The organism is Hufsiella ginkgonis (assembly GCF_009834915.1).
GTDB lineage: Bacteria > Bacteroidota > Bacteroidia > Sphingobacteriales > Sphingobacteriaceae > Hufsiella > Hufsiella ginkgonis.
Genome location: NZ_WVHS01000004.1, coordinates 1 through 26,996, shown reverse-complemented (window position 1 = coordinate 26,996; position 26,996 = coordinate 1). Strand labels below are relative to the sequence as shown.

The following is a 26,996-nucleotide window of genomic DNA, read 5'->3' as shown; positions in this document are numbered from 1 at the left end:
CATTAAACCAAACTAGGCGCTACTTCACTATCAAACCAATCCTCAAACCCCGGTCCGTACAAAGCTGACAACTCATCTCTTAGGGTAACATACAGCTCATCTTCAGGGGTTAACTCTGCGTAGAAATGCATAATGATAAAAGACTTCACGATCATCTCTTCTTTTAGCTTACGCTCGCCGGTCTCGGAATAGTTTCGGGTAAGTAAAACTGCGGAATCCAACAATACGGCACCAGCCATTGATCCCTGCTCAAACATGTCTGTGCAGAAATTGTAATGATCTGCTTGCCTTGCAGCTGCAAGTTCGAATTCATTAAGGGAAGTATAACAGCTCGCAAGCATATATAGGTTACTGATAAGCTTGAATTTGCAATCTCCTTGAAATACGTTAACATAATAAAATTCGTTACTTTTTTCAAAATAGTCAGCGGCAGTTTGATAATCCTCCTTTTGCATGTAATGCACAGCTATACCGTCATTGTTTTCGTAAAATAGCATTTGCAGGTTCTGGCCATCCTCAATAATTTCACTTATAAGGCTCTGTGCAAGATCAAAATGGTTTAAACCATCCTTTCGTTGAGCGGTTAGTGTTCTAGCTAAGCACCCTGAAATAAGTGCGTAATTGAATCTGAAACCAAGCCGGTCCTTATCATATAGTTTAGCAACGAGTACTCTTGCATTTTCATACTGAATTTCAGCTAAATCAAAACACTCAGTCTCCACTAACTTATTGCCAAAGGCGCAATAAAGCTCGGTGAATCTATACGCGTAAACGTCTTCGTTCAGTTTGCTAAAAGAGCGATAAAGATCAATGCTCTCTTGGAACTTTGGGATAACCGCTTCAATATCTTTCGTAATCTCAAAATGAATTTGAGCGGAAAGAGATAATCCGTCAGCAAGTTCAACACCATATAATATATCCTTTTCTATAGCAAAGCGCGCCTTTTTTTCAACCCGATCAGCATACGCTTTTGCATCATTATACTTACCACAACCGAGAAAGAAACGAGCTACTGATAGAAGTCCAGACAATAATTCGTGTAAATACTTGGTTTGATCGATTTCATAAAGTTTTTCTCGCAAACGTAGGCTCTCCAAATATGCCGGACCAGCGTCATCGGTGCCATTAATGTCCCAGCAACAATCGCCAAGAAAGGTTAATGCGTTTTGATAACTTATTAAATAAATCTCCTGTGGAATTCCTTTGATATCTCTCCAGATATTCAAAGCTTTATTGAGAAAATGCCATACATCGTTGTGTCTTCCATGATGCTTGGCAATGGATGCTTTAAGTTTACAACAAATAGCGAGTGCATGTTTATCGCGTGAATAGTATTCATCACTCACATCTTGAGTTTGAAGCCGCTTAAGATATATATCAATCAGTCTATCGACAATCGGCTCTGCCTTAGCATCGTCTGTCGATTGACTATAAAGTATTGATAGGTTAATGCAAAGACTCGTTAATTCGCGACTATCTTTCCAATACTCGGATAATTGGGAAATTAAAAATGCAGCATAGGGGATATAAACTGCCTTGGAATGGATTTCACTGTTATTAAAGTGCCAGGTATTTGCGGATAATAGCTTAATATATGGCTCTACAACTTCTAGTCCCGGCGACAAGGCATAATAAATGACCTGCTGTATCAATCTGTGCATATGGAATTTTTTGCTATCAAATTGCAGCCAACCCTTTTGGTGTAACGACTTGAATGCGTTTTTAAATAAAACTTCATTCTCCACGTCGAACAGCGTAGCAATCCATTCCGCGCTATAGTAATCAGGCGGTAAAAAATAAAAGCATTCGAGAACGTATAATTCCCTTTGAGTTAGCTTAACTAACTTGAATGTTATTAACAGATGATTGAGCAGTGTCGTTTCTTGCGTACCGTGTGCTGTCGATATTGAATCTTGTAATAATTCATCATTCAGATTCTTGCTTTTTAGCCTTTCAATTAAATCTCTGATGCTCAAAAAGCCCAAGGAGGATGTGAGCGTTTTTGCAAGCAATTCTATTGTTAACGTGTGATAGTCAATTTCCTCTAAAAGAGCATAAATCTCGTTGGTATCGGATTCGTTAGGATACCATGTTTTAAAGAGACGTACCGCAGCCTCTTGTTTTAGATTATCTAAAATGACTGGATCAAAGCCAGATAAATTGCCTCTGCTGGTAACTAAGATGTGCCAATGAGGTGGGATCGGCAGTGTCTCCCTAAAGTTCTTAATGCTACCTTCTGCATTATCTATCACCAATAAATTCGGTCCTGAAAGATTTTGCAAGGCATACATTATGATTTTAAACTTCTCAATAACAGGCTTTTCAGTTGTAAATTGAAGTTTCAATCCTTCTTCGACCAATACCACATCTTGAGCAAACGCTGAGGCAAAATTATCCATGCTTTCTTGGAGATCCTCCCTATCAGATGCCGTTATGGACACCCAAGCGATGTGCCTGTAATGATATTTATTGGTATGCAGGAACTCCTTGGCTAACGTTGTCTTGCCAATACCACCAAGCCCGTTGAGAACTACAATTCTTTCAGCAGTAGAGATAGTGTTCTGCAAATGCACTAAATCGTCTTCCCTGCCAATAACTTTATCATGTAGCTGTGGTATTAAATTTAAAAGAATTGGAAAGCTTTGAGTTTTAGGCTGGGTGCTTTCTTCGAAGTTTGTCGGGTTCTCTTTATGCTCTAAGTGGCTTTTAACGTGACTTGTCTGTTTTGCTTCTTCTATTTTAGCGTGTATTTTTTTGAGACTTGAATGAGTAGCTTTTGCTATATCCGGATACTGTTTTAAAAAGAAATCATATTTTTCATTGAACAGCCGAAGCTGCGCTTTTGGTACTTGATCGATAGTTAATCCTTGTTCCTGGCGCTGCTCAATGGATATAACACAGCCGATTTTATTAAAAACAGCTACTAAGAAAATATCATCTATTTCAATGATGTTGGTTTTTCTTACGCTATAGTAGGTTAAGTTTAGGTAAATCTCCTTTATTGCCTTCCCAAACAACATTTTCCCAATACTTATCTGCTTTCCGGGAACGTCACTTGCCCACAGATTAGGCGATTTATCAAGAAAAAAAGTAATCCACTTATCGCCGGGAAAGAACTCTTCGCGCACCAGATAATAGGCTACCCAATAAAGCCTAACATAATCATTCAGTTCGAACAGCATATAAAATCATTTGGTCATACATAAAATTAAAAAAAATTATGCTGGATTAATCTGATATCAGGTAGTTGCTGGATCGGTTGTAAGATTGTGTCAGAAACAGCTCTAGTTAAAATTTAGGGCTGTTATCAGACCTGTTTTTTGTGACAAAAAGATCGATTAAATCATCATTTTCATGAAACAAAGTAGCAATTCGAATTCTCATTCTCATTCCAGCTTTTGGTGGGCCAGTATAAAGATAGCCAGCACCAAGAATGTGCTTCAGTTGATGATTAAAATCTCTCATCGCTTCCATATAGCCAGTAGCTCTATCCTTACCAAATTCTTCCTCATATCTCTGGATGCCAACCTCATTCAGCACGTAGTCGCGCTGTTGGAAAATTTCAGCATTCTCACCAGAGTCCTTAAAAATGGCCATTATTTACCTCGCTCAACCCACTTTATACATAATGGTAAATCCCCTGTCAAGCAAATAATTATTAAAACATATAGCTATGCGCACTAAAATTGACTTCAGTAAGCCAGCAGCCACCTACAATCAAGTTATGCTAGAAACATACTTTGAAGATGACAAAAAGGGGAAATTTCAGGTGCTTAAAGGCGCTTGGGAGTACCCTGACCCCGAACTTTTATTCCCAAATGATCAATTATTAACGCCGCGGGAGCATGGAAACGAAAATTAATGCCCAGTTCATCTGTCTCGAAGAACCAGCCTTCTTCGAACTGATCGATGCTCTTTACGAACGGATAAAGGGCAAGGAGAAAGGGGATAAATGGATTACCGGTGACGAGGTCATGCGGATGCTGAATATCAGCAGCCCCGCCACATTGCAGAAACTGCGGGATACGGATGCGTTTCGCATCTCCCAGCTTTCTAGGAAGCTTATCATGTACGACCGGGAATCAGTTGAGAAATATATTGAAAAACACACACGTAAGTAATCATGGCACTGACAGAAGAAGAAAAGAAAATAGCCCGTGCCTATAACATCGGTTATACGCTTAGCAACTATGAACCCCGGCTACTGAACAAGATTATTAAGGACAATCCGAAGAATGACTTTGTCAGGGCAATGCAGGTCGGCAGGGATCATCAGGAGTTCCATGCCAATATCCCCCGCAAAGACTATACACGCGAATTCAAGAACGGGTTTTACAATGGTCGCACGTTGGCCGAGCACGACCCGTCGATGATCAATCGGCTGGTGATGACCAAATACCTTAATAAAGATTACAAGAAAGGCCTGGAAGCGGCTCAAACAGAATATGCGATTAAATCTATACAGGAGAAGATGAAAGAGGGTTCGAAATCTACCGACAAAGATTTCTCGACGCCGAAATGGCTGGAACGTAAATCCGAAAGCAAAGAAGTTGCTCCGGCACAGAAAGACAAAAGCAAAGGCAAAGACATCGATCGTTAGCCTATAAAAATATTGCGCAATGGGAAAAACGCCGAACCCCCTGACGTCAGGCCAGCGATCCTGAAAAGCTGGAACAGAGTAAGAAAAACGAAGCAATTAACATTTTATGAGCAATCAAAATGAAAAAGCTTTGGGTGCAGCTGGCTATCAGCGTTCAGCCTATGAGCCGAATAAGTGGATCAATACCATTAACGGCCATTCGGTGACGCAATATGATGGCGGAAGCACAACCTTTAGCACCTCTCGCCACAACACCTATGGCGCAGGAATGTCGCAAACAGATTTTGCGGCCAGGCTGAAGAAGTAAGCGGATAATCCCCGCCGCCCAAGGTGGCGGGGTTATTCTTACCCTCGGATGCGAAATCAGTAACACATTAAAGCAATCAGAAAATGAAACGGAAAAGGAATGAAAGCGATCAGAATCGCCACGGTCCACCTAGCAGTGACCAGTTTTCTCATCGGATGCCGCTTAGCCTGCAACGGAGCAAGCAATATCGGTGGCGTGCCCGCTTAGGACGCAGACCATCGAGGCCAGATATCGAAGATGATAAGCGGCTGAATCTTGCAAAGGCTATCTACTGGTCCCGTAAGAAACGAGAAAAATAGTGTTTCGGCCATTGCGGCACTCCATCGTGGGTCCATACCACTTTGTTTCAACACATAATCACTCAAAAATGGAAAGGTTTGATTTGGACGCCAAACTCATGCAGTTTGGTACAGGGGATGATTTGTCCCAAGATTGGTGCATCAAGCACTCGATATTAGGCTGCCAGGTCTTCGGTTCGAACGGCTCGGGCAAATCCTCATCGATGCGTACCCTCGCCCTTAAATACTTGCGTGCTGGCTATGGATTTCTGGTCCTGTCGGTTAAATCCGAGCGGGAAACATGGGAAGAATATTGCAAGCTTGCCGGGCGCAGTGATGATCTCATTATCATAGGCGAGAAGAGTCCTCACCGTTTCGATTTCATGCGGTATTTATCGGATCGCTCGAATGGCGGGGCCTTTACTAGTAACCTGCTGAACATTCTATACACTGTTATTAAGGCGGGAGATCAGATTGAAGGTGGAAATTCTGCTGATCCCTTCTGGGAAAAGTCCACGAGGCTCTTGCTACATAATACCATTTCTCTATGTCAGCTTGCCAACGCTAAGGTCAGCATAGAGGAGATGTATAACATTATACAATCTGCGCCGAACGGTTCAGATGATGGTGCGGAAGAGAAAGAAAAGGACAATCCTGATCGTGCTTTTAACAAGGCCTTCGAAACTATCCGCAGTTCGATTGCTGCGGACTATCAGCAATGGACGGAAAGCTGGTCGGATGGTGCGAAACAATGGTTCAGTGACAGACAGGTTCGGGAGGCGGCATTTCTCGAGATATACCCCAGAGCGCGCACCTTCAAATTCGTTGAACAGTTCTTCTTCGAAACCTTCAAATCACTAAGCTACAAGACCAAGTCAGTGATTTTAATGGGAGTAAGTTCGTTTCTTTTTTCACTCCTTCAAGACCCAATCTATACCCTGTTTTGTAGCGGAAAAATCACTGTTACGCCGGAAGATAGCCTTGCGGGAAAGGTCGTTGTACTCGATCTGCCTACTAAGTTTTACTACGGTGCTGGAAGATGTTGCCAATTGCTCTACAAGCATATTTGGCAATTGCAGGTCGAAAAAAGAGACATTACAAAAAATGCTCGCCCGGTTTGTCTGTGGAGTGACGAAAGCGCGGAGTTTATCACAGAACACGATCCGGTGTTTCAGTCTACGGCTCGGAGCAGTCGTATTGCGGTGGTATATATCTGCCAGAACGTCCACCAATATTATTCTGCCTTAAGTGGTCCTTAATCCGCCGATCGTGTTGCCTCGTTTTTAGCCACGCTGAATACCAAGCTGTTCTTTTCCAATAGTTGCGTCACCACTAACAAAATGGCCTCCGAGCTTATCGGTGACGCCATGTTTTACGATCCAAGTCGCACCCTTACGATTGCCGAGAAATTCTCGCAGACCGATGCCGTCAGCCTAAAAGTAGATCGCCTTATACGGCCTGAACAGTTTACGAGGCTTATGACTGGCGGCAAAAGCAATGGCAGCATCGTAGAAGCCTATATCCACGTGCAGGGCGATAAGCTGTTCGGCGGCAGGAACTTTAAAAAAATTCGATTTAATCAGAACTATCAATAATCATTAACCACTAAATTTTAACATCATGAAAAAGTCCAATCTGTATTTCTATGTAACATTTAAAAGAACAAATGGCATTAAACTATTCATCCTTAACCTCTTCCTGGCTCTTTGTAGTTGGCCGAGGCTGTTCCTTGAAGTATTTATTCGTAAGAACTTCGGCGAGCGCTACTTCCTGCTTTATACCAGCATCTGTGCTGCGATCTGGCTGGCACTTTTACCGAGGTTGTTTACAAATTGGGGTGCCTCGATCACCGACATTATTGGCGACAATATCACCTGGTATGCCTATCTCGGAGCCTTCCTGTACTTCTCCGTAAAAAGACATTTTGAAACAGTTCGGGAACCGGGGGTGTTCGATTTTGCAAAATTCAGCCTTTCCCCAGGCATTATCCACCCTTGGTTCCGCAATCTTACCATCTTTGGCAACAACCCTTCTACCCGGGTAATTGCAACCATTCTGGAACCCGGTGTATTCCTGATTGCTGGCGGGTTGCTGGCGCTGTTGAAGCAAGAAATCGGTTATTTACTGATGGGTAGTAGCATCATTTACAGTATCAGTTGGGCTGCCCAATACCATTTGGGGGATCAATTTATCATGGACAAAATCGATGAAGGGATCTGTAACGAGGAGTTTGCAAACACCTTTGTTGACGGCTTGCCTCCGGAAGAAACAAGAGGTTTTGAGGTCTACGGTGACAAGCCACGGAATCGGGAGTTTAGGCGCAAAGTAGCCGAAAGCATCATCGACGAAGAACCGGCTGCTGATGTGTTTTAAGCCAACCTAAGTGTTTAGGACCGATGTCTGATTGGAAAGTTAGGTAAGGCCCTTTGCACTTGCTAGAGCGGTTAAGCCGCCCTTCCTGCGCTTACAGGCTGTTCACCATAATTAATAATCATTGATGAAAGACGAAAATCGCCCTTGGCGTTCGTCTTTCATCTTAGTATTCACACCATGATCCGCGCAATAGCTACCATCAGCGCCGGGCAGGCAAAAAACTACTTCACAGATGCTTTGCAGCCCAACGGCTATTACATTAACGACCAGGAACTGCCAGGCCGGTTTTACGGCCAGCTTGCGGACCGGCTCGGAATAACCGGCCCAACCGACAAGGACACGTTCTTTGCCCTCTGCGACAATACGCACCCGGTGACAGGCGAAAATCTCACCCCACGCAACAAAGAAACCCGAATAGTAGCGTGGGATATATCGTTTCACGTACCCAAAAGCGCCAGCATTTTGCATGTCCTAAGTAGTGACGATCATATCCTGAAAGCATTTCGGGAGGCTACACGGGAGACTATGAAAGAGATGGAGCGCGACTTAATGACCCGTGTTCGTAAGAACGGTAGGAACGAAGATCGCTATACCGGGGAAATGGTTATCGCTGAGTTTATTCACCAGACCGCCCGCCCTGCCAAGGGCGAGCTCAGCGACCCCCATTTGCATTGTCACAATATAGTTACAAATGTGACGTGGGATGATAAAGAGCAGCGATACAAAGCCGGACAGTTTCGTGAAATCAATCGAAGCATGCCTTACTATCAGGCGCGATACCACAAGCGGTTTGCCGATAAACTGATGGGGCTTGGCTATAAGATCAGGAAAAGCCGCACGGCCTTTGAAATCGAAGGCATTCCCGATCATATTATTTCCTTGTTTAGCAAAAGGACAAATGAGATAGGACAGTTTGCAAAGGAACATGGGATAACGGACGAAAAGGAACTGGACCAGCTTGGCGCAAGGACCCGCGGCAAAAAGCAAAAAGATATGAGCATGGCAGAGCTGAAAGTGGAATGGCGCAAACAAATCCGGGAAGCGTCAAAAGGTAAAGAGGACATCGGGGATACGATCATACGCCATAAGGAAAAGATCATGTCCCCTGCTCTCCCCGCACAGCTTTGCGTGGATTTTGCGGCCAAACACCGCTTTGAACGGGTGTCTACAATCAGTGACCGGCGGTTGCTGGAGTCAGCTTACCGCTATGCGGTCGGCAATAATTCGGTTTCAATCGAGGAAATCACTAAAGCCTTTGACCAGGATCAAAATTTCATCCGAGTGAAAGAGGGTTATCAGACAATTTGCACGACAAAAGAAGTGCTGGCCGAAGAACGCGAAATGGTCATGCTTGCCCGGAACGGGCAAGGTAAGCTAAAGCCATTATACGCAACTGCGCCGGATATCAAACTCGAAGGGCAGCCCAAAACAGCCATTGAGAATGTTCTGACGACGACAAACCTGGTGTCGATCATCAGCGGTGCCGCAGGCTCCGGTAAAACGACTACACTCACCGAACTGGACCGGCATTTTAAAGCGGCGGGGAAAGAAGCGATGTATGTCGCACCCACGGCGCAAGCCGTGCGGGAAGTATTGGTGAAGGAAGGGTTTACCAATGCCGAAACGGTCGCCCGGCTGCTCGTTGATCCTGATTTGCAAAACCGGTTGCAAAATCAGATCCTAGTCGTGGACGAAGCCGGACTTATCGGCACGAGAGACATGCGCGACTTGATCGCGCTTGCGACACGGAAGCAGGCGCAGCTGATCTTGGTTGGCGATAGTCGTCAGCATTCGAGTGTCGTGCGTGGCGACGCTCTGCGGGTGCTTGCGACGGTCGGCAAGATCAAGCCTGCGCAGATCAGCAAAATCAGACGGCAGCGCAATGAAAAATACCGTTTTGCGGTAGAGGATTTAAGCAAGGGCGATATGAAAGCCGCCTTTGGCAAGCTGGCCGATATTGAGGCGATCCGGGAGATCGATCCACTAAATCCAAACGCTGAACTGGTTGCCGATTACGTAGCAACAATCAAGCGCGGCAAATCGGCCCTGATTGTGTCGCCTACGCATCAGCAGGGAAAATCCGTCACGGAAGACGTGCGGCGCGAACTGCAAGCGGCAAAGCTGCTGGGCAAAAAAGAAGCGGCGGCGGTTAAGCTCAGTAGTCTGAACCTGACGGAAGCGCAAAAGGGCGATTGGCGTAATTTCAGATCCGGCCAGGTCATCCAGTTTAATTTGCCAGCACCACAAATTAAGCGCGGCTCGGTCTGGACGATCGATGACGTGCAGAATTGCAAGGTATCGCTGATCAGCAAAGATGGCGAGCGGAAAATCCTGCCTCTCGATAAAGCAAAAGCTTTTGATCTTTATGAACGCACCAGCATTCCGCTGGCCAAAGGTGATAAGATCAGGATCACCAAAGGAGGCTTTGACCAGAAGGATAAGCGGCTGAATAACGGCCAAATGCTCGAGGTAGTGTCATCAAACAAAACCAGCATCAAATTACGTAATCGGGAAAGCAAGTCCACCTACAGCCTCCCTTCGGATTTCGGGCATATTGATCATGCGTATTGCACTACCAGCCATTCAAGCCAGGGAAAGACCTGCGACGAGGTTTTTATTTCACAGCCAGCTGGAACTTTTCCTGCAACCGACGCAAAGCAATTTTATGTGTCGGTGTCCCGTGGGCGGGATATGGTGACGATCTACACCGACGATAAAGAACAACTGCTTGAATACGCCGAGCGCAGTGGCGAAAGACAATCTGCCCTTGAGCTATTGGCGAAAGCAAGAACGACCCAGCACCGCTCACCGCAACCGCCACGAACCAGGGCAGCAGAAAAGCTTGCAACACCTACCGAAGAAAAAACATTCAACCGGTCCACTCGGCACTTAGATTATGAACCGTGATTTTCTTTCAAATTTCGAACGATCGGAAACAAAGCGCGAAGCGCCTGTTGAAGATAGTGAGGGTTCATCCGCAGAGCAGGATGTGGAATTTCGTGACGGCGATTATATCCGTAATGTCTGTTTCGTCTGGCCTGATGGCAGGCGCAAGTTCATTCCCTATGGCCGGCTTGATTCTGGTGAGATCGATGACGAATATGAGACCATCCGTTTAACATTCGGTGTAGAGATTGTCGAACTTACAGGGGTCAGGCTATTGCCGCTATTTTACTCTTTCATGGAACATAAGAGGAAAATCGTGTATTGTGATGACCCTCGCTATAACGAATTAAGTGACAATGGCAGCATCGTCAATAATATTGTGATCGTGCAGAATACCTAGAAAAGCTGGCTATTGAATATTCGTCCAGCTTTATCCGGCCGAGAACTCAACTGCGCCCATTGCATGCCCGATCGTGATTGCGAGCTGCGATATACACGCCATTGCCAGTCGCCTATTGGGCCCACCGTTTGGATAGCCATTCATTTTTTTAATATCGCTCATAATATCGTCAGGTCGTAAGCCTCGACCGAGGATCGGTCGAGGCGTCTTGTTTTACAGCCTACGGCTTTACAAAGCGTTGCAACGTCGCGTCATCTTCAACGATCCGTCCGGCAACGCTCGCGGCTCGCGCATAGACACTTAGTGGATATTTGCCTTCAAAGCTAGTATCCCGTTCTAGAAAGCGTAAGAAGCCTTGCGTATCTTTCAGTTCCTGAATGCTTACAGCGCCGAGTTCCGGGAAACCCATGCCGAAGTCACATAAACCGAATGCATGATCAGGAAATTCAGGGTCGAGTTCAGTCAGCAGGCATGTGTAAGAACTGTTTGTCATGAACAGCTTTACAACGGGGATATAATCCCGGTCCGCGTTATTCCACGATCCGTTTTTGATCAGTTGTTCGTATTGTGATTTGGTAAAAAGTTTCATTGCTTGTTCCTTTCGGTTTGGGGTGATGGTAACAAGGGATAGATCAACCGCAAGCTTAGTGAGCAAACCGGCTGTTATTTTGGATGGGCGGGTGAATGCCCCCTAATCTTCTTGGGGGCAGAGGAAAATAATAGTTGGGTGTCGGGAACGGCTGCGGTTATATCTCTTGTGAAAACCATCAGCTCTATACCGATAAATAAGCCAGAAACTTACTTCCGAAATAATTCGACGCATCAAAAAGAGATTTCTAGTCGTCAGTAAGCCGTATTGAGAGCCCAAGATAAACCACAGTTGTTTTCAAGCCTGCCGTTGCCGGCAAGCCTGAACAATTTTAGTTAACTTGTAGCTTTTTCAGGTATTCCACTGCTTTATTCGCTTCACTGGCGGCGGTAAAAATATAACGTTTATTCTCGCGCAATGCTTTCAACCAGGAACTGATATAGGCAGAATGATTACCCTTGTCGATCGTTGCAATTCCAAAATCCGCGCACATGAAAGCTGACCCCAGTTCGGCAACGAGTTCTTCAACGGCATAATCCCAATCGGAAAAACGTTTGCCTTTACCGCGTGCCAACCGGTCGGAATGCCCGGTCCAGTGAGTGAGTTCATGCAAAATAACCGAGTAATACCCTTCTGTTGCTGTGCAAACGGCGTTCGCTGTAAAGTCAGAGCGATAAGGCATATAAATTTTATCATCAATGTGATGATAACAAGCCTCATCAGACCCGTGCTCGATTACCGCTTGCGTGTTCTCAATAAAGGCTTCAACCGGCGGAATCTTATCAAAAAGCGTTTCGGCATATTCATCGACAGGTCGTTTGGGGCGTTCATAACTTGTAAGTTGGCACCGATTAAAAACATAGGATGATTTCAGGAAGGGAATGTTTTCGGTCTCGCCGTCCTCGTTTTCTTTTTCAAAGGTGCTGTAATATACGATCATGCTCCCTCGCTGACCTTTGCGTGGAAATTCCTCTTTGCTGGCCCATTGCTTGAAAGTCGCCCATTCATTTGAGGAAAATCGTTGCTCTATTGACGAGGTCCATAACATTAGGGTGTTGATCCCCTGATATTTATTACCAGTTACAAAGTTGACCGGAAGACGTAGCGGTTGGCCAAAGTCTTTCCACGGTTGCTGCCAGGGAATGACGCCGTTTTCCAATTGACGAATAATCGTGTCTGTTACCTCCTGATGCAGGTCTTTTCTTGGTGCTTTGATTGTTTCAGTTTTAGCAGCTGCGTGTTCCATTTTTTTCTCCTGTTGTGGTTGATGGTTGCAGGGGATGATCAACCGAAGGCTTAGTGACCAAACCGGCTGTTATTTTGGATGGGCGGGTGAATGCCCCCAATTCTTCTGGGGGCAGAGGAAAATAATAGTTGGTGACGGGAACGGCTTCGGTTATCCCCGTCCGCAAACCATTGACCGCGCGACAGGAAATTTAAATGAGCATCACGCCATTAATGCTGCGGCTTGCGCCCCAATTAAGGTCTTGGCTTAGGGACAAACCTTACGACATCGACATCGTCGTCCACGATGAAACCGTAATGTCTTGCTGCGGCTGCATAGAAACTGATCGGAAAATTCCCCTTGAATGTATCATCCCTGCCGATAACATGAATCGGCCCTTGGGCATCCAGTATTTCCTGAATACTTATAAGCCCAAGTTCCGGCGTGCCAAAACCAAGGTCGCAAAGGCCGAAAGCATGATCAGGATAGTCCGGGTCTAGTTCGGTAAGTAGCCAGACACATTGTGCTTGCATGGATAACATATTCAGCATAAATAGTTTTACGACGGGATAGTGATCCGTATCCCTGTTTTCCGGCCTGCCGTTTTCAATCATTTTATCGTATTGTGCCTGGGTGAATAACTTCATTTGGAAAAATCCTTTTCTTGTGGTTGCTAAGGAAATTGGTTTAATGATCAAGGGGCCGTAATTGCGGCGGATCGCCGGTACGGTGCTTCAAAGCTTCAACGTCTCGTATGCCTGTCTAAGCAGTACGTCATCTTCCGTAATCGCCCAGGCTTCATTTGCGGCATATGTGTATACGCTTATCGGATATTTCGCGACGAAGGAGCGATCCCGGTAAAGTAAACAGTGCATGTTTTGCGACTTTTCTAACTCCCACAGGCTATGATGTGTGAGTTCAGGATAGCCGTAACCCCAATCGTAAAGGCCGAAAGCGGTATCAGGACAATCGGGGTCAAGTTCTGTGATCAGCCATAACGATAGTTCATTGTCCATAAACAGCTTTACAACCGGGTAATGATCCTTGCCGCGGTTTCCTGGTTGGCCGTTTTCGATAAGTTTTGCGTATTGCTCGGGTGTGAAGAGATACAAGAAAATTCCTGTCTGTTGAATTTGTTGTTGCGTTCGCGTGAGGGATTGAAATGAAAAGCCCACAGCGATGAGGAACGAATAGCGAGGACTTGTAATGGAAAGCCCGGCCCATAGGGACACGCCCTATTATTTGCCACCCGATGAATTCAAAGCTGTTACGGCACCGCTATTAAATCGGAATCATCCCTTCATTACCAAAGGAATAGAAGCCGCCAGAAGTCAGGATCAAGTGATCCAAAATGTCGACTTCAAGCATCTTTCCGCACTCAACGAATTTTTTGGTGATGTTAATATCGTACCTGCTTGGCTTGAGGCTGCCGCTGGGATGATTGTGTGCAAGGATGATCCCCGTTGCCCTGGCTTTCAGCGCAAGGGCAAAGACAATTTTAGGATCAGCAATGCAGCCCGCTATTCCTCCGCTGCCGACATTTGAGATGCCTAAAACGGTATTTCCCCGATCAAGCAGGAGAATTTTGAACTCCTCGATCAGGTCAATCTTATTGTCATCCCAATAATGACGCAAAAGGATAAATGCGTCGTTGGCGCTCACAATCTTCGGGCGGTCCTGGCAGGGAACTTTGGTACGATAGTTAAGCTCGACTTCCAAAGCTTTTAAGGAGGAAAGACGCTTAGTCATTTGCTAACTCCTTCAGGCCCTGCTTCGCCATCCACCATTCATTCACGTCTTTATGCGGCTTATAAAGATCGTTCATTGGTTTGTGCAGCAACCCTTCTTCCGTTTTGGCGAATTCGGCAAAGATTTCTGTTGCTTTAGAACCTGCATCGTCATTATCCATCCAAGTATAAATTACCTTATAACCGTAGCCCTGAATGTACGGCAGTGCTTTAGGGATACAGGCAATCGAATTCAGGACGATCACATCATGCTTAAAGCCCTTGCCTTTCATCTGGGCGATTGCTGAGAGCAAATCCAGAAAACCTTCGAAAATATGGATGGCTTCCAGTTTCGTGTTTTGCTCTCGGGGAATGGCCGTGATAGTCTTCGGCCCCAATACCCCTTTGAAAAAGGGATTCCGCAACTCCCATCCGTCATCTTCGTTTTTGAAGCCGAGGGTGCGAAAACATTTATCCGTTTTCTTGTTGTGAACGCGGATTTGGAAGAGATGGCGTTTTGCTACATCCAAGGGGATGCCCCGTTTTTCGAGATAGTTCCCTAGCCCCATCTTGGTTAACGGTTCGACTTTTTTCAGCCTTAACGCCGGTTCTGCTTCTTCGGCTTCCTCCGTTGGGGTTTTCCTTTGTGGAAGGGTTAACGAAATTGCTTGACTACCCCACATTTTGCGCAGCAGTCGGAGGGCGTCGGATACGGAATGAGGTTCACCGCAGAATTCGAGATATTTGCAAACGAACCCAACGACATCGCCGCCCACTCGCTCGCCGAAATCATACCATTTGTTTTTCTTGCGGCTGACATGAAAACTGGCCGTTTTTTCATTACGGAAGGGGGATAGATACCATACGTCGTTACCCTTATCGTTAGTGGGGACGATATTTAGCTTGTCGAGAATTTCAGCCATAGTTATAGTATTCGCTTGTTCTATATTCATAGAGCGATCTCCAAAGAAGTGTTGTGATGTGATCTGGAACAAAGGGAAAGGAAAGTTTTGGCAAAAACTTCCTTTCCCGCCTTTAACCTATTAGCTGCCCTTCCAAAAATTTATCGAGAACGGCAAGTTCGTAATAGGCCCGCCCGGCGATTTTCCGGGGTTTGAGATCATGGCGTTTGGTACATGCCCAAGTAGCAAGGGAACCTGGCGAAAAGCCAATATACTTCGCCGCCTCCTTGCGATTAAGCAGGAGGTCTTTACCTTTTTTATTTAACATTTTAATCCTTTAGTCTTTATGGGTTGGTCTACATAGTGACGCTTGGATTGCGTCAATGAAGCGCGTCATGGATACGAAATCAACCTATCATTGTCAAGCGGATCGCTGTATATTAAAGAAAATTAAAGGTCTTTGCTGAACTTTTCTATCTCACCAAATGCTTTATAATACCAAAGACGAGGCAGATAGACCACTATTCGCAACCCGCCCTTTACTGTGACAATGATTAAGGCGAACGGACGGTAAGCCTTGAAGTCGTTCTTGGGTGGGATTTAGCGGCTGATGAAGCGCGATTTGACATTTACCATCAGGATAAATCGATGGGATTATCCGCAGGATGACCGGAATATTGCCGGATGGCTACGAGTGAGAAGTGAGACAACAACCATTGTGTTCTTGCCTGGAATTAGCCAACGAAGTTCATTACGGCTTTAGCCATTCACTATGCGGACTCACTATCAATCTCGCGTTATTATACGCCATCCCCATGGTAAGGCAGGTCCAGGCACTGTATGTGTTCTCATTGATCTTCTCCACTACTAAAGCCAAATCAGGTTTTGTGTTGTCAACAAGATATAGTGGCAATAGTAACTGAAACTTATTATCGTAAAACTGCGGAATCGCGATTTTGTAATTTATCCTAACTCGTTTAGAAATGTCGTCAATCGCACCCATAAGCCTTGACCTAATTTCACGATCAGGAGCTTGTCTAAGCGGCTCAGGAAATCGACCCTTATTGTCCTGTATGATATGATCAATGTTTGGTATTAGTTGGAGTTTCGGATTAAAGAGCAACAGCGCGGGCTGATCAAAATAATTGGCTGATTCAGGTTGATTTTGCGAAAAGTGAATTAAAAACTCGATATCACTTTTCTTAATAAATGCTTTGAAAAAGTATGGTGCCCGTGGATTATTAAATTTATTAAGTTCGAAAAACGCAAATATATCTTCCAGATTAGGGGTAACTAAACCTGTATTAAAACAGGCAAAGTTTTTATCCGGGGTATAGACAATTTTATCCTCTGACTTAACTTTTCGAAAGGTGTGTTCTAAATAATTTCTCAAAACAGGCAACGGAAAGTTAGCTGCATTGTTACCCTCAGCAAGTTCCTTTGCTGGATCAGAATATTCCCACTGTTCATTCAGCGCTAACCTAGTTGCTAAATGCCTAATGCATTCCTCGAATTTTAAAAACTGCCCAAAGCCAAATAAATCCATGTTAATAAGCTATATATTAAAATAGCCACCGAATTTGGTGGCTATTTGTATTTTCTTAAAACTTAAATGTTTAAATCTGAATCTTGTAAGTTACTTGCGAGTATGTACTGAATGTTTTAAAACTTTGTATATTAAAATACTTTTAAATCTTCTCACAAAATTACAACAATTATTGATCCAAACAAAATTTTGTAACATTTTTTACAACGATACCCTGCCAAGATTTACAGCAAAGCTTAAGGCATCAAGTGAATACTGCCAACGGCCGCAAGGATTTTCCTCGGGAAATCATTTTTACCGATTTTCCTTCCAAGTTGGCCGTCAGACCCTTTCACAGTATATTCTTTGCGGGGGTTTCTTGATGCACTTATCCATTCCACTTCCCCATGGACATCATCAAGTATAAGTTTCAAATCATTATAGCTTAGCGTTACAATGCCGTCATCGCCACATACCAAGATAAGGAATACGATAGCAAGCTGTGTATTCATTTGCAGCAATTCACTTTGATGTTCTTTCTGGAAACTAAATCTCCATGGTGACATACGTTTAGCCGAGTGTTTAATATAAATACCTGTATTTCCATTAACGACATATGATGCATTACTAACGCTAGGGTAGGGAACGATTGATAAGGTCTCTTTACTTCCATGGATCAATCGCGTCATTACTGCACCGTGATAAAACTCAAACTCCTTAATCATTTCTTTACCGTTTTTAGAAAGCGAATATTACCTTGATACTTATAAAAAACACGGGCTCTCCCGTGCTCATTAAAGAGGATATTAATATGGTGGATGGCGTTAGGGAATTTTGTAAGCTCCATTTCACGATTACCAATGAAACCTCTGGTACGAGTGATCGTTGCTTTATCTGTTTCATTTTCTTTATCAGCATAGTTAGCAATGCTTTTAGGTGAATGGATTGCCAACGAACTGTCGCCTGATGGCGAAAAACTTTCAATATAACTGATCAAGTATTCCGGAAAAAAATCTTTCCCTAAAAGGGTAGATAAAGCTTTAGCCTTTAAAACAGGTTTAATTTTCTGGTTAAGCACTTCTAGTATATCTGCTTCACTGTAATCGAAGAGATTGAAGCTCATTTCCCCTTTATCTATAAGGACGTTGGTCTTATCAATGCTAGCACTTGCTACTGCCGTAATTCTTTGGCCATCTAACCAAACAGGAGAACGCTTATCTTGCTTGCGTGACTCTAACGATAATCTGTGAAAAATAAAACACTTTTGCCAGTCCAAGAACAGTGATTTAGGGATTGTTAGCTCAAAATATTTAAGATATGCACCACGCGATCCGAACATTCTAGCTCGCTGAATATAAGTATCTTGTTGCAACTTGTGCTTTACGTCTCTTGTAAAGAACATTGAAAGCAAATTATTAAAAGTGACGCCCCTAGAAACGATATTGCCGCCAATGATAACCGTAAACGGTGCGGTCGGATCCGTCGCGGTTCTATTATCCGCAGCGTTTACCTCTTTATCGCTATTCATCACGACTACGTTATTGCGGTCTGAGTTGGCAATAATATACTTGGTAATATGTTCCTCGTAACCAGAATACCTTTCTTTTGCTATGTCCCAAATCTTATGCAAGTATTGTGAGTGATTGGGATTTGTCTCGTCAATTAACGCTTCAAAGATTTTTATTATGAGTTTGTAATCTACCGAGTGGTCTGCCTTCTTCCCACTTGTGTGTATCAATAACGAATAATTAGTATCGACAGTGTTAACGGAACTGTTCAGATATGCTACGTTAACCATGAAGCTGAATAGAGCCTCTCTTAAATATTTAGGATCGTCGCCTGTATCTGGTAAAAAGGTAAGCCGATAAGGCAGACTACTCAAATTTATCGGAAAAAAAATATCCTGCCCTGTGTAGTTGGAGTGAGGCGGAAAATCGATCCAATGCTCATTTTGGTTGTCATGAGTTTTATTTAAGTCTAGTCGAGCTGGTGTAGCTGTGACGCCGATATAAATACCAGTCTTGCCTATTAAGTCTCCAGTGAGCCTGTTGATTTGGCTTTTTTCTGCGTTATTAACTTGGGAGTTTGGCGTAGCATAATCAGCTTCATCGTCAATAACGACCACCTGGGAAGTACCGTTAAGCTTTTGAATTAGCTTCTGCAAATCTTTCGAATTCTTCTTGCAAAATATTACCCATTGATGGTTTCCTATTTTTACTTCAGGAGACAGTATCTCACTGAATTTTTTAGGTGAAGGAGAAAGCCCAGAACGTTGAAATCTTTCAAGGTTTTGCCCTAATAATTGAACGCTATCATTCAATAGAGCGACAATTATTTTAAACCCCTCATCTAGCAGTTTTGAAGTGAGTGCAATCATCATCTCGGTTTTACCGCTTTGAGGTTCGCCATATATGACGAAAGATTTCTGATTACCTTTTATATTCTGTATGGCGTTTTCCACCACAGCGCTAATTCTGTTGGTTTCTTGCCCTGCGGCAACCAATTTTGCAAGCCTTCTTTCATAGCGATTATTGCTCGTAGTTTCTTTTTTAAGTTCCTTTAAATTAAACATGCATACCCTCTTTACAAAACCTATGGATTATTTTTGACTAAATGCCTGAATAAAAATATCCCTAAATTCAAAAGGAATATTCGTGTCAGAAGAAATCTGATTTATCTGCGCAAGAATTATTGCTGGCGTGTTTTGAAGCCCAATCTCGTCATTCTCGAATGTTATATAGTTCGGCACGATAGTCTTCAAACTCTGTATGTGAATCTTGATCTGTTCTGAGGTTATATCTTTAAGATGGGGATATTTCGACTTAATGGTTAATCTGAGAGCTGTTATGTTAGGCCTTTCGGTATCATTACGTATTAAGTCGTAAGCAGTTTCGAGAATTTCTTTCACTGGCCCTTGGTCAACAGTCGAGTTTTTGATATCGTCAATCCATTTAGATGTTTCAATTACTGTATGGCAAGTCTCAAACAGCTCACGTAGTTTCTTTAGTCCTAGTTGCTTAGGGGCCGCAGATAAAATTAGGCTCCATAAATCACTTGCTCGTATCAAAGTGACCTTCGAATGTTTGGCTTCTTTGTTTATTGCCGAATTCGGATCTTCTGCCCCTTGATAATCTATGGCTACGATGACAGCAAAATCTGCCTCATAATCTCTTCGATGTCTGTCCACACCTGAAATGTGGGCAGTACTTGCCATTATTCGATCTTTTGAGGTGCTTTTGGAGTCATAGGTAAAAGAGTAATTCTCTTTCGACCCGCGATGCTCCAAGTAAGCTACTGCCTTACCGTCTGGTTTTCCATTTCCACCAATCGGTGTCGTTTCGAGGCCTAGAGTTTTAAATGACTTCTCTACAGAATCCTCTAAGCCATCAGGATCATTGAGTGTTGCTCTCAATAATGCTGCAACAGCAGGTGCGTTCTGCTTATCACTGAAAGTTAGTTCCCGTAGTACACGATCACGCCGATAGATTATTTCTCTGACATCTTCTTCGCTGACACCTTGCTCAATTAACGACACTTCGGTGATAACTTCTGTTACGGCAAATAACTCGAATGGGAGCTTACTTTTAATATCCTCAATAAAATTAGCAAAGAACGGGTGCATTATATTTACCCGCACGACACCTGAAAGTAAGTCAAATTTAGCGATAGGGTCTTCTGGTTTTAGTGCAGCCCACTTAATTTCTTTAATAACCGCGGCTTCACCAGAAAGGCTGTCTTCAAGTTCTTTAATGATTTCCTGTTTCTCTTGTGCTGTTAGTCTTTCTGGGATGTCCGTTAAAACAAGATTACTAATCTCCCCAGAAAAAATTCTTCGAGCAGCTACTAGAAACGGACGTCTTGACAAGCCAGAAGAAGCGCGAGCTACTTTGTAGGAAGCTAAATTTAGGCGTTCTTCCTCTTCGATTAAATTGAAATAGTACTCTTTTGCCTCTGTGAATTTTCTCTGTATATATCTTTTCAGGTCTTCGAAAGGCAGCGAATCTTTAATGTTCTCGCGTGTTGAGGTAATATAATCATCTAGTTCATCAGCATGAACAGTAATTCTTATCCTGTTGAAAATACCATGTGATAATGCACTCATCCCTGGCAATGTTGCTTCTAGGTTCACAAGCCTGCCTCTAACCATCAGAAATATACCATTGCTCCGTCCCCAATCATCGGCTTTGGTTTTGACTAATGATTCCTTATACAAGTCAACCTGGCCAACAACATTTGATAAGTTTGGCAGATTTACACAGGGTTTTCCTAAATACTCACCAATTGTGTATTCTTTATTCCTATCGACTATTGCATCATCTTGGCCGAAAATCCACGATTGTAAGATTTTGGTTTTTTCCTTGCTCGACTGTAGTTCGGCGCCGTTAAAGTGAAGTTTAAAGTTTGGATTAAGAGGTAACGCAGTTGATAAAATCCATTTCAGCCGGCCTTCCTGTATCTCACCCACTTTTGGTTTCAGCTTGGACATGATTGTAAAAGTCCATGTAGGCTCCGAAGCAGTTCCCCACATTTCAAATGGGACAAGGTTTTTTCCGCTGACTGCGGTGTATGGCTTAATGAGAGTTTTCGCTTCTTCTTCCGTTAACTGGATTTCATCTAAGATTAGCTGCTCGGTGGATTCATGTATATTGCTGTAATCCATTGTTACTGCAAAATAGCCCTCCGCTGTTTTGCAAATATAAGTCAGCTTATAGGTGAGGATATAAGTTGCTAGTTTGCCTATACCAAATTTGCCGATCTGAAGCCGATCTCCGTTTTTTCGTTCCCCACTTTTAGGAGACTCACCGATCTTCCAAAGTGATTTTAAGCCTTCGCGGTCCATCGAGTCGCCGTTGTCACATACCCACAGAGTAGAGTTTTCCTTCAGGCGATCTACAGGAATATATACTGCAACGTTTGTTGCACGAGCATCGTAGGAATTACTGACTAATTCTTCAAACGCCTTATTAGGACTCGAATATAAGCCCCCTGAAAATAGCTCGATGATTTTGTAGCTAATTTTTACAGGAATATCATCAATTCTGGTGCCTATATTACGGAGATCCATTTAAACCTTTTTTCGTGCGACTATTATAAATTCTTCTGGATAGACTAACTTCTTGTTTTTGCTGTCCAAGGTAGTAAACTTACCAGTTTTCTTGTCTCTAATTGTAGGTATCAATTTAAAAGGGATTTCTCTCTTAATTACATTCTCAATCTTTAACCCTTGCATCGAAAGCATTTGAGCAAAAGCTTCAGCGGAAGTTATTTTAACTCCCTTCATTGTTGTGTTGCCAACCACCATACAGACAACTCCACCTGGCTTTAGTATTCTCCGCATTTCTGTTGCCACGGCAAACATGTCATTAAAATAGTTAGCGACTTCACCTGCGCTTTTTTTATCTATCGCTATAAGCCTTTGTACGATTTCCTGAGCAATGGGAACAATTGTTTCTGTTTCTTTATTGTTTGAATAGAAGGTGCCAATAAAATCTTTTCTGAACGAGGTAATATCGGCAATATAATCAAACCAATATCCTGTCAACTGATGAATATCAGCATATTCATACGATGTAACATACGGGGGGGATGTTATAATCGCATTCGCCGAGTTAGCTCTGATCTTCGTTCTGCGGGCGTCAGCGAGACGGATTTTGCATTTTACATTAAGCGCTTTATTATTGGACAATTCTTCATAAAACTGCCCGTTCTTTTTTAACATTCGCTTTACTTGAAATTCGAAAGCCGCAAAGGGTTCCCTAATTACCTTAATAGGATCTATTTGTGGTTTTGTGCTCGATTGTAACCACCTTGAACAGTTTTTCAGGATGTTTGACAATGCACAAAGAAAAAAATCTCTTAAATGCTCATCTCGGATCGGCAAGATGATATGATATAGAAAGGCAATCTTATCCTTCTCTTCTTCCCGAAACCAATAATCAATTCGAGGGTGCTTCTCCGGCGCTGCTACTCTGAATGGCTCATATCCCTGGATTGCCGATTGAATTCTTTCATAGCGTTTCTGAAGCTTCTTCGGCTCAATAGCTGTAATCTTTGCTCTTGTGATAAGTTCAGCGACCGGATTGATATCAACCCCTTCAGAAGTCCTACCATGAACCTTGCTTTCGACTAAAGTGGTGCCGCAACCCGCAAAAACATCGACGATTTTGTCGCCTTTTTGGGTGTAGGTCTCAATTAACTTTTTTACTAATTGCGGAACAAATTTTGCAGGATAGCGATGATAGCCGTGTGTTAGGTGTTCAACAGACCTGCTCTCAGCAAACGACCAATCTTTATTAACCTCAGTATCAAATTTTTGCAAAAATGCTTGGCTCGTTCTCATTGAATATTTTCCGATGCGTAAATCTGTAAAGCTATTAATAGTTTATATAATAAAGTAATCGTAAATACAATATACCATTAAATGCTTATTGCTAAAATCCTTGCCGAATTTTTAAGGAGCATGAAATCGTCGTACTTTAACGAAATTCACGCTCTTTATCTAAATTTACGGGAGGTATATTAAGTGGAACTCAGTTCAGAGCCGTAAAGCATCGCCTGCGTAGCTTTACCTATTGAATCCCGAATAGGATCAAGGTGTAAGCGAGCATAAATTTGAGTCGATTGAAGTGACTTATGACCTAAGCTTCTTCCAATAACTTGGAGGCTCGCCCCTACGATTGCTTGATAACTACCAAACGTTCGCCGCAAATCATGTAGTCTAATATCCATTAAGCCGACTGGCAACTTAATGCTTTGTTGCATGGCGCGTTGATTAATGCGTTTAAAAAGCCTGGTGTGATATGGGTTCTCATCATTTCTCTCAACTTCTTCCAACCAAGATGACACATTTGAGTGATCCCGCCAAAGATAGATTGTGGCATTCTCCAGAGTCCGTTTCCATCCACGCTTCTCGTTTACAATATGCTTACTTAAATCTCCATCTTGGGGGAAAACCCAATCACTTTTTGATGTCTCGCGGCGGCGCTTCAAAACTGTTACCGCCTGCGAGGCTAGGGGTAACAATAATGGATCGCCATTTTTTGTATCAGGAATACGCCATTCTTGAGTTTCAAGGTTCAATTCATCCCAGCGCATCATCATCGTGTTCATTTTTCGTGCCCCGGTTAATAGTAAAAGCCAGAGGTAGTCTTTGATAGTTTGACTTTCTTCTTCATTTAAGGCGCGGATGAAATACGGCATTTCGTTAGGCTGAACAAACCTATCACGAGATTTCTCCTTGAATTTCTTAATTCCTACACATGGATTCTGCCCTTGCCATCCCCAGTAGATTGCTTTGTTATACATAGCTCGAATTCTTTCAAGCATTCGATTGGCTTGGTATAAACCGGACTTTAGGAAAATTTCTTCGTGAAGACTTTGGACGTCATTTCGTGAAATATTAGATATGCGTTTTCCGAACCAGTGAGATACAAAGCTCGGGATCTCCCGTTCGTCATATATCCATGATTTCTTATGTAGCTTGCTGTATCTGCTCATATATTGCTCAAATAGCTCGCCCAAGGTCATTTCTTCTTTGGCAGTGCGAACTTGGTCTTGGGGATTGATACCTTGCGCGATGAGCGAAAGTTTTACTTGTGCCTGCTTTCTAGCATTCTCAATTGAAAGGTCAGGGAACGGCCCTAGGTAGATTTTGGCTGCTTCGCCATTAACCTTCTTAATTACGTAAAAGGTTGTTCGCCCCGTCGGCAAGACACATACCGACAACCCTTTCAGTTGAGCGTCTCTGTAATAAACTCGGCCTTGTAGGGGAATAGGTAATGCTTTGATGTTGGCTTTGGTAAACTGGACAATGGTATTGGACATGTAATTTCTCCGTAGATTATCGGTTCAACCCTCGTTCAACTTTGGGAAGTAAGAACAGATAATCGAGATACATATCAATCAAAGGCTACATGTGGGCTAAATACCTGTTTTGATAACACAAATTGAATGTTATCTATCTGCATTAAACCTCCTATATAACATATTGGCCGCGCTCATAACCTGAAGGCCGCAGGTTCAAATCCTGCCCCCGCAACCAATTTATCAACCACTTAATATATCCCGTTAGTCCTCTTACATTCCGGTTCAACTCTGGTTCAACCTAGGGTCGTAAGTCGATCCCGGCACTTTGCAGCGACGCTGCGGAAAGACTATAATATAAGATAAATTCGGTGTGCAAGTATATTCTCGTAATCAAAGAAGCTGCAAATCCTGGTCCGCAGACAGACAACAGGAGAATAAGTTCATTATGAACCCTTTTTCCGATTAAACCAAAGCAGGTTTCGCACTGCAACGATCTTGTTATCATAAACGTCAATGCCTTCAACTTTCAGTTCCAGGGTTGATAGCTGATCCCTAACATTGTCGATGTCCTTGCCCGTATCAGTCGGCTCAAACTCTGTTGAAAAAACGATGTGAGATTGCCCGGATTGAATGACCTTATCGACGGTTTCTGAAACCGTGTAATGTTGATAAGACCGTGGATTGAGGTTTAAACATTCTTCTAGTTCGGAAAAATGTTTGCCCTTCGTTGTAAAGGAGACGTTTTTGATAATGAAAGGTCCGACACCGTTGTTACGGATCAGGACGCTTATGACGCGTTTGCGGTCCATCACATCAATCTGAATAAGCGGCTTTAACGACTTCGCGTTATGAACGCGTTGCAGATAAGCTTGATAAAAGGTTGCCAGCAGTGCGAGGATTGAAAGCGCGAGAGCCAATTGGTGTCATCCCTGATATAAAAAGAACTGCAAATTTCCTCATGAAATTTGTACATCAATAAACCATCTTCAACCCGTTAACGAAAAACCGCTTTTCCCCGGAATACGCCAAATCCAAGCCGTTGAATTGCAGAGGCTTTGTATTTCTCGGTAAGCGATTTTTAATCAATATCTGCTCAAATATAGCCGATGGTTTAATGATGAACACAACGAGGCAGCCAATGAAGCATGCAATCGCATACTATCGCGTGTCAACTGGCAGGCAGGGCAAAAGCGGTTTGGGGCTGGATGCCCAGCAAAGCGCGGTGCAGCATTATTGCAATACGAACGGTTTCGACTTGCTCACAGAGGTGATAGAAGTAAAATCGACCCGGAAACACCGAGCCGGATTGTATGAAGCATTAGAACTTTGCAGAAAAAATAAAGCAACGCTGATTGTGGCAAGGCTGGACCGGCTTGGCCGGGATGTGGAACAAATTGCCGGGGTTGTCAAATCGAAAGTAAAAATCGTTGTTGCGGATAATCCGCATGCGAACGAATTGACGATTCACATTCTTGCGGCTGTCGCCCAGGATCAACGCCAGCGAATTAGTGAAACGACCAAAGAGGCGCTGAACGCTGCAAGGAAACGAGGCGTTGAACTTGGAAAGAACGGCAAAATACTATCCGTTATCAACAAGCAAGCCGCGGAAGAATTTGCAACTAAGTTGTCCCCGGTAATCCGGCGGCTGCGAAAACGCGGTATCATCTCCATTCGCGCAGTTTCAAACGAACTGAATAAAAAAGGTGTACCGACTTTCCGAGAAGGTGGAAAATGGCATCCGACTACGGTTTTTGCTCTTATGAACCGACTGAACAAACAACACCGTGATTAACGATAAATTAACTGCTATGCTGACCACAAACGAAAACAACATCCTGTTTGATGATGCAGAAATCATTGAAACCGCTCTAGGCGCAAGTTACCTGCGCTTTGATGCCAACCATTTAAGCCCCGATTGCAATTGCTCCAGCGATGTTGATATTGAAGAAAACGACATGCTGTTTGACGATGTGACAATGATTGAAAATGCCAGAGGCAAAGGTTATCTGAACGCGACCACCGTTAATGCCAATTGCGACTGTGGAACTTAATTACTATTGAAGATGACTAAAGATTTAGTGCCGCGTAGATCGCCAGAACTGCTCTCCGGCCTGATCAATGACGATTACGGCTATACAGTCAATTGTTCATATCCGCACTCGTTTCGGGTATTGAACAGGCGACAGTATGAAATTTTGCAAGAAGTGGACGGAGTGACCGATTTGGCTACCCTTGCAGACAAGCTGGTCATCGCACCGGAATTGCTGGAGAAATTTCTGGCACAACTGAGTCGAATGGAAATCATCCGCTTTGACGACGCATTCAGCGCACCGCAAAAACCAGCCAGTCCGAAAGCTCTGAATTTCTGGATACACACC

At 43.5% G+C, this 26,996-nt stretch carries 27 protein-coding genes and 1 pseudogene; 12 read left to right on the top strand and 16 right to left on the bottom strand.

Going from position 1 to position 26,996, the window contains the following annotated elements:
* Nucleotides 1-2: 2 nt before the first annotated feature.
* A complete protein-coding gene (locus GS398_RS16515; protein WP_160907924.1) occupies nt 3-3,182 on the bottom strand; it encodes an NB-ARC domain-containing protein in 3,180 nt (1,059 codons plus the stop codon).
* Between the two features lie 106 nt (nt 3,183-3,288).
* Entirely contained in the window at nt 3,289-3,597 is a 309-nt protein-coding gene (locus tag GS398_RS16510) for a hypothetical protein (RefSeq protein WP_160907923.1), read from the bottom strand.
* Between the two features lie 76 nt (nt 3,598-3,673).
* Here GS398_RS16510 and GS398_RS16505 point away from each other — a divergent pair, with 76 nt between their 5' ends.
* From GS398_RS16505 to GS398_RS16465, 9 genes are all read left to right on the top strand, one after another.
* A complete protein-coding gene (locus GS398_RS16505; protein ID WP_160907922.1) occupies nt 3,674-3,862 on the top strand; it encodes a hypothetical protein in 189 nt (62 codons plus the stop codon).
* On the top strand, nt 3,846-4,121 hold the full coding sequence (locus GS398_RS16500; RefSeq protein WP_160907921.1) for a helix-turn-helix domain-containing protein: 276 nt from the start codon (nt 3,846-3,848) through the stop codon (nt 4,119-4,121). The genes GS398_RS16505 and GS398_RS16500 overlap by 17 nt, the downstream gene beginning before the upstream one ends.
* 2 nt (nt 4,122-4,123) lie before the next feature.
* On the top strand, nt 4,124-4,600 hold the full coding sequence (locus tag GS398_RS16495) for a hypothetical protein (protein WP_160907920.1): 477 nt from the start codon (nt 4,124-4,126) through the stop codon (nt 4,598-4,600).
* A 106-nt stretch (nt 4,601-4,706) separates the two neighbouring features.
* Nucleotides 4,707-4,907 carry a hypothetical protein gene (locus GS398_RS16490; RefSeq protein ID WP_160907919.1) on the top strand — a complete coding sequence of 67 codons (201 nt, stop codon included), beginning with the start codon at nt 4,707-4,709 and terminating at the stop codon, nt 4,905-4,907.
* Between the two features lie 367 nt (nt 4,908-5,274).
* Entirely contained in the window at nt 5,275-6,444 is a 1,170-nt protein-coding gene (locus GS398_RS16485; RefSeq protein WP_160907918.1) for a type IV secretory system conjugative DNA transfer family protein, read from the top strand.
* A gap of 81 nt (nt 6,445-6,525) precedes the next feature.
* Nucleotides 6,526-6,780 (top strand): hypothetical protein, encoded by a 255-nt coding sequence (locus GS398_RS16480; protein WP_160907917.1) that lies wholly within the window; start codon nt 6,526-6,528, stop codon nt 6,778-6,780.
* Between the two features lie 25 nt (nt 6,781-6,805).
* Nucleotides 6,806-7,558, top strand: coding sequence for a hypothetical protein (locus tag GS398_RS16475; protein ID WP_160907916.1), 753 nt, complete (start codon nt 6,806-6,808; stop codon nt 7,556-7,558).
* 177 nt (nt 7,559-7,735) lie between these two features.
* Nucleotides 7,736-10,465, top strand: coding sequence for a MobF family relaxase (gene mobF, locus GS398_RS16470; protein WP_160907915.1), 2,730 nt, complete (start codon nt 7,736-7,738; stop codon nt 10,463-10,465).
* Nucleotides 10,455-10,844 (top strand): hypothetical protein, encoded by a 390-nt coding sequence (locus GS398_RS16465; protein ID WP_160907914.1) that lies wholly within the window; start codon nt 10,455-10,457, stop codon nt 10,842-10,844. The genes mobF and GS398_RS16465 overlap by 11 nt, the downstream gene beginning before the upstream one ends.
* Before the next feature lie 220 nt (nt 10,845-11,064).
* On the opposite strand, the gene GS398_RS16460 is transcribed toward GS398_RS16465, so the two are convergent.
* The 14 genes from GS398_RS16460 to GS398_RS16395 all read right to left on the bottom strand — a co-directional run bounded on the left by GS398_RS16460 (nt 11,065) and on the right by GS398_RS16395 (nt 25,535).
* Nucleotides 11,065-11,433, bottom strand: coding sequence for a DUF2958 domain-containing protein (locus GS398_RS16460; RefSeq protein ID WP_160907913.1), 369 nt, complete (start codon nt 11,431-11,433; stop codon nt 11,065-11,067).
* A gap of 331 nt (nt 11,434-11,764) precedes the next feature.
* Nucleotides 11,765-12,679, bottom strand: coding sequence for an ArdC family protein (locus GS398_RS16455; RefSeq protein ID WP_160907912.1), 915 nt, complete (start codon nt 12,677-12,679; stop codon nt 11,765-11,767).
* 233 nt (nt 12,680-12,912) lie between these two features.
* Nucleotides 12,913-13,356: a DUF2958 domain-containing protein gene (locus tag GS398_RS16450; protein ID WP_202406110.1), complete on the bottom strand. Its 444-nt coding sequence runs from the start codon at nt 13,354-13,356 to the stop codon at nt 12,913-12,915.
* Between the two features lie 36 nt (nt 13,357-13,392).
* A complete protein-coding gene (locus GS398_RS16445) occupies nt 13,393-13,890 on the bottom strand; it encodes a DUF2958 domain-containing protein (RefSeq protein ID WP_202406109.1) in 498 nt (165 codons plus the stop codon).
* 49 nt (nt 13,891-13,939) lie between these two features.
* Entirely contained in the window at nt 13,940-14,407 is a 468-nt protein-coding gene (locus GS398_RS16440; protein WP_160907911.1) for a JAB domain-containing protein, read from the bottom strand.
* The gene (locus tag GS398_RS16435) at nt 14,400-15,308 is read right to left on the bottom strand and encodes a DUF8464 domain-containing protein (RefSeq protein WP_202406108.1); all 909 of its coding nucleotides are present in this window, start codon (nt 15,306-15,308) and stop codon (nt 14,400-14,402) included. Before GS398_RS16435 ends, GS398_RS16440 begins: the two co-directional genes overlap by 8 nt.
* Before the next feature lie 112 nt (nt 15,309-15,420).
* Entirely contained in the window at nt 15,421-15,615 is a 195-nt protein-coding gene (locus GS398_RS16430) for a helix-turn-helix domain-containing protein (protein WP_160907910.1), read from the bottom strand.
* 423 nt (nt 15,616-16,038) lie between these two features.
* The gene (locus tag GS398_RS16425; protein WP_160907909.1) at nt 16,039-16,833 is read right to left on the bottom strand and encodes a DUF3825 domain-containing protein; all 795 of its coding nucleotides are present in this window, start codon (nt 16,831-16,833) and stop codon (nt 16,039-16,041) included.
* Between the two features lie 236 nt (nt 16,834-17,069).
* Complete coding sequence (locus GS398_RS16420; RefSeq protein WP_160907908.1) at nt 17,070-17,537, bottom strand: hypothetical protein; 468 nt, start codon at nt 17,535-17,537, stop codon at nt 17,070-17,072.
* On the bottom strand, nt 17,534-19,384 hold the full coding sequence (locus GS398_RS16415; protein ID WP_160907907.1) for a Z1 domain-containing protein: 1,851 nt from the start codon (nt 19,382-19,384) through the stop codon (nt 17,534-17,536). Before GS398_RS16415 ends, GS398_RS16420 begins: the two co-directional genes overlap by 4 nt.
* A 27-nt stretch (nt 19,385-19,411) precedes the next feature.
* Nucleotides 19,412-21,877 carry an ATP-binding protein gene (locus GS398_RS16410; RefSeq protein ID WP_160907906.1) on the bottom strand — a complete coding sequence of 822 codons (2,466 nt, stop codon included), beginning with the start codon at nt 21,875-21,877 and terminating at the stop codon, nt 19,412-19,414.
* The gene (locus tag GS398_RS16405; RefSeq protein ID WP_160907905.1) at nt 21,878-23,152 is read right to left on the bottom strand and encodes a DNA methyltransferase; all 1,275 of its coding nucleotides are present in this window, start codon (nt 23,150-23,152) and stop codon (nt 21,878-21,880) included.
* A 179-nt stretch (nt 23,153-23,331) separates the two neighbouring features.
* On the bottom strand, nt 23,332-24,636 hold the full coding sequence (locus tag GS398_RS16400; protein WP_160907904.1) for a tyrosine-type recombinase/integrase: 1,305 nt from the start codon (nt 24,634-24,636) through the stop codon (nt 23,332-23,334).
* Between the two features lie 425 nt (nt 24,637-25,061).
* On the bottom strand, nt 25,062-25,535 hold the full coding sequence (locus GS398_RS16395) for a hypothetical protein (RefSeq protein ID WP_160907903.1): 474 nt from the start codon (nt 25,533-25,535) through the stop codon (nt 25,062-25,064).
* A gap of 221 nt (nt 25,536-25,756) precedes the next feature.
* Between GS398_RS16395 and GS398_RS16390 the strand changes: the two genes are divergently transcribed.
* The 3 genes and pseudogenes from GS398_RS16390 to GS398_RS16380 form a co-directional block, all read left to right on the top strand.
* On the top strand, nt 25,757-26,410 hold the full coding sequence (locus GS398_RS16390; RefSeq protein WP_160907902.1) for a recombinase family protein: 654 nt from the start codon (nt 25,757-25,759) through the stop codon (nt 26,408-26,410).
* 16 nt (nt 26,411-26,426) lie between these two features.
* Nucleotides 26,427-26,669: a hypothetical protein gene (locus GS398_RS16385; RefSeq protein WP_160907901.1), complete on the top strand. Its 243-nt coding sequence runs from the start codon at nt 26,427-26,429 to the stop codon at nt 26,667-26,669.
* Between the two features lie 12 nt (nt 26,670-26,681).
* Nucleotides 26,682-26,996 (top strand): annotated as a pseudogene (locus tag GS398_RS16380) (radical SAM protein); the annotation flags it as partial.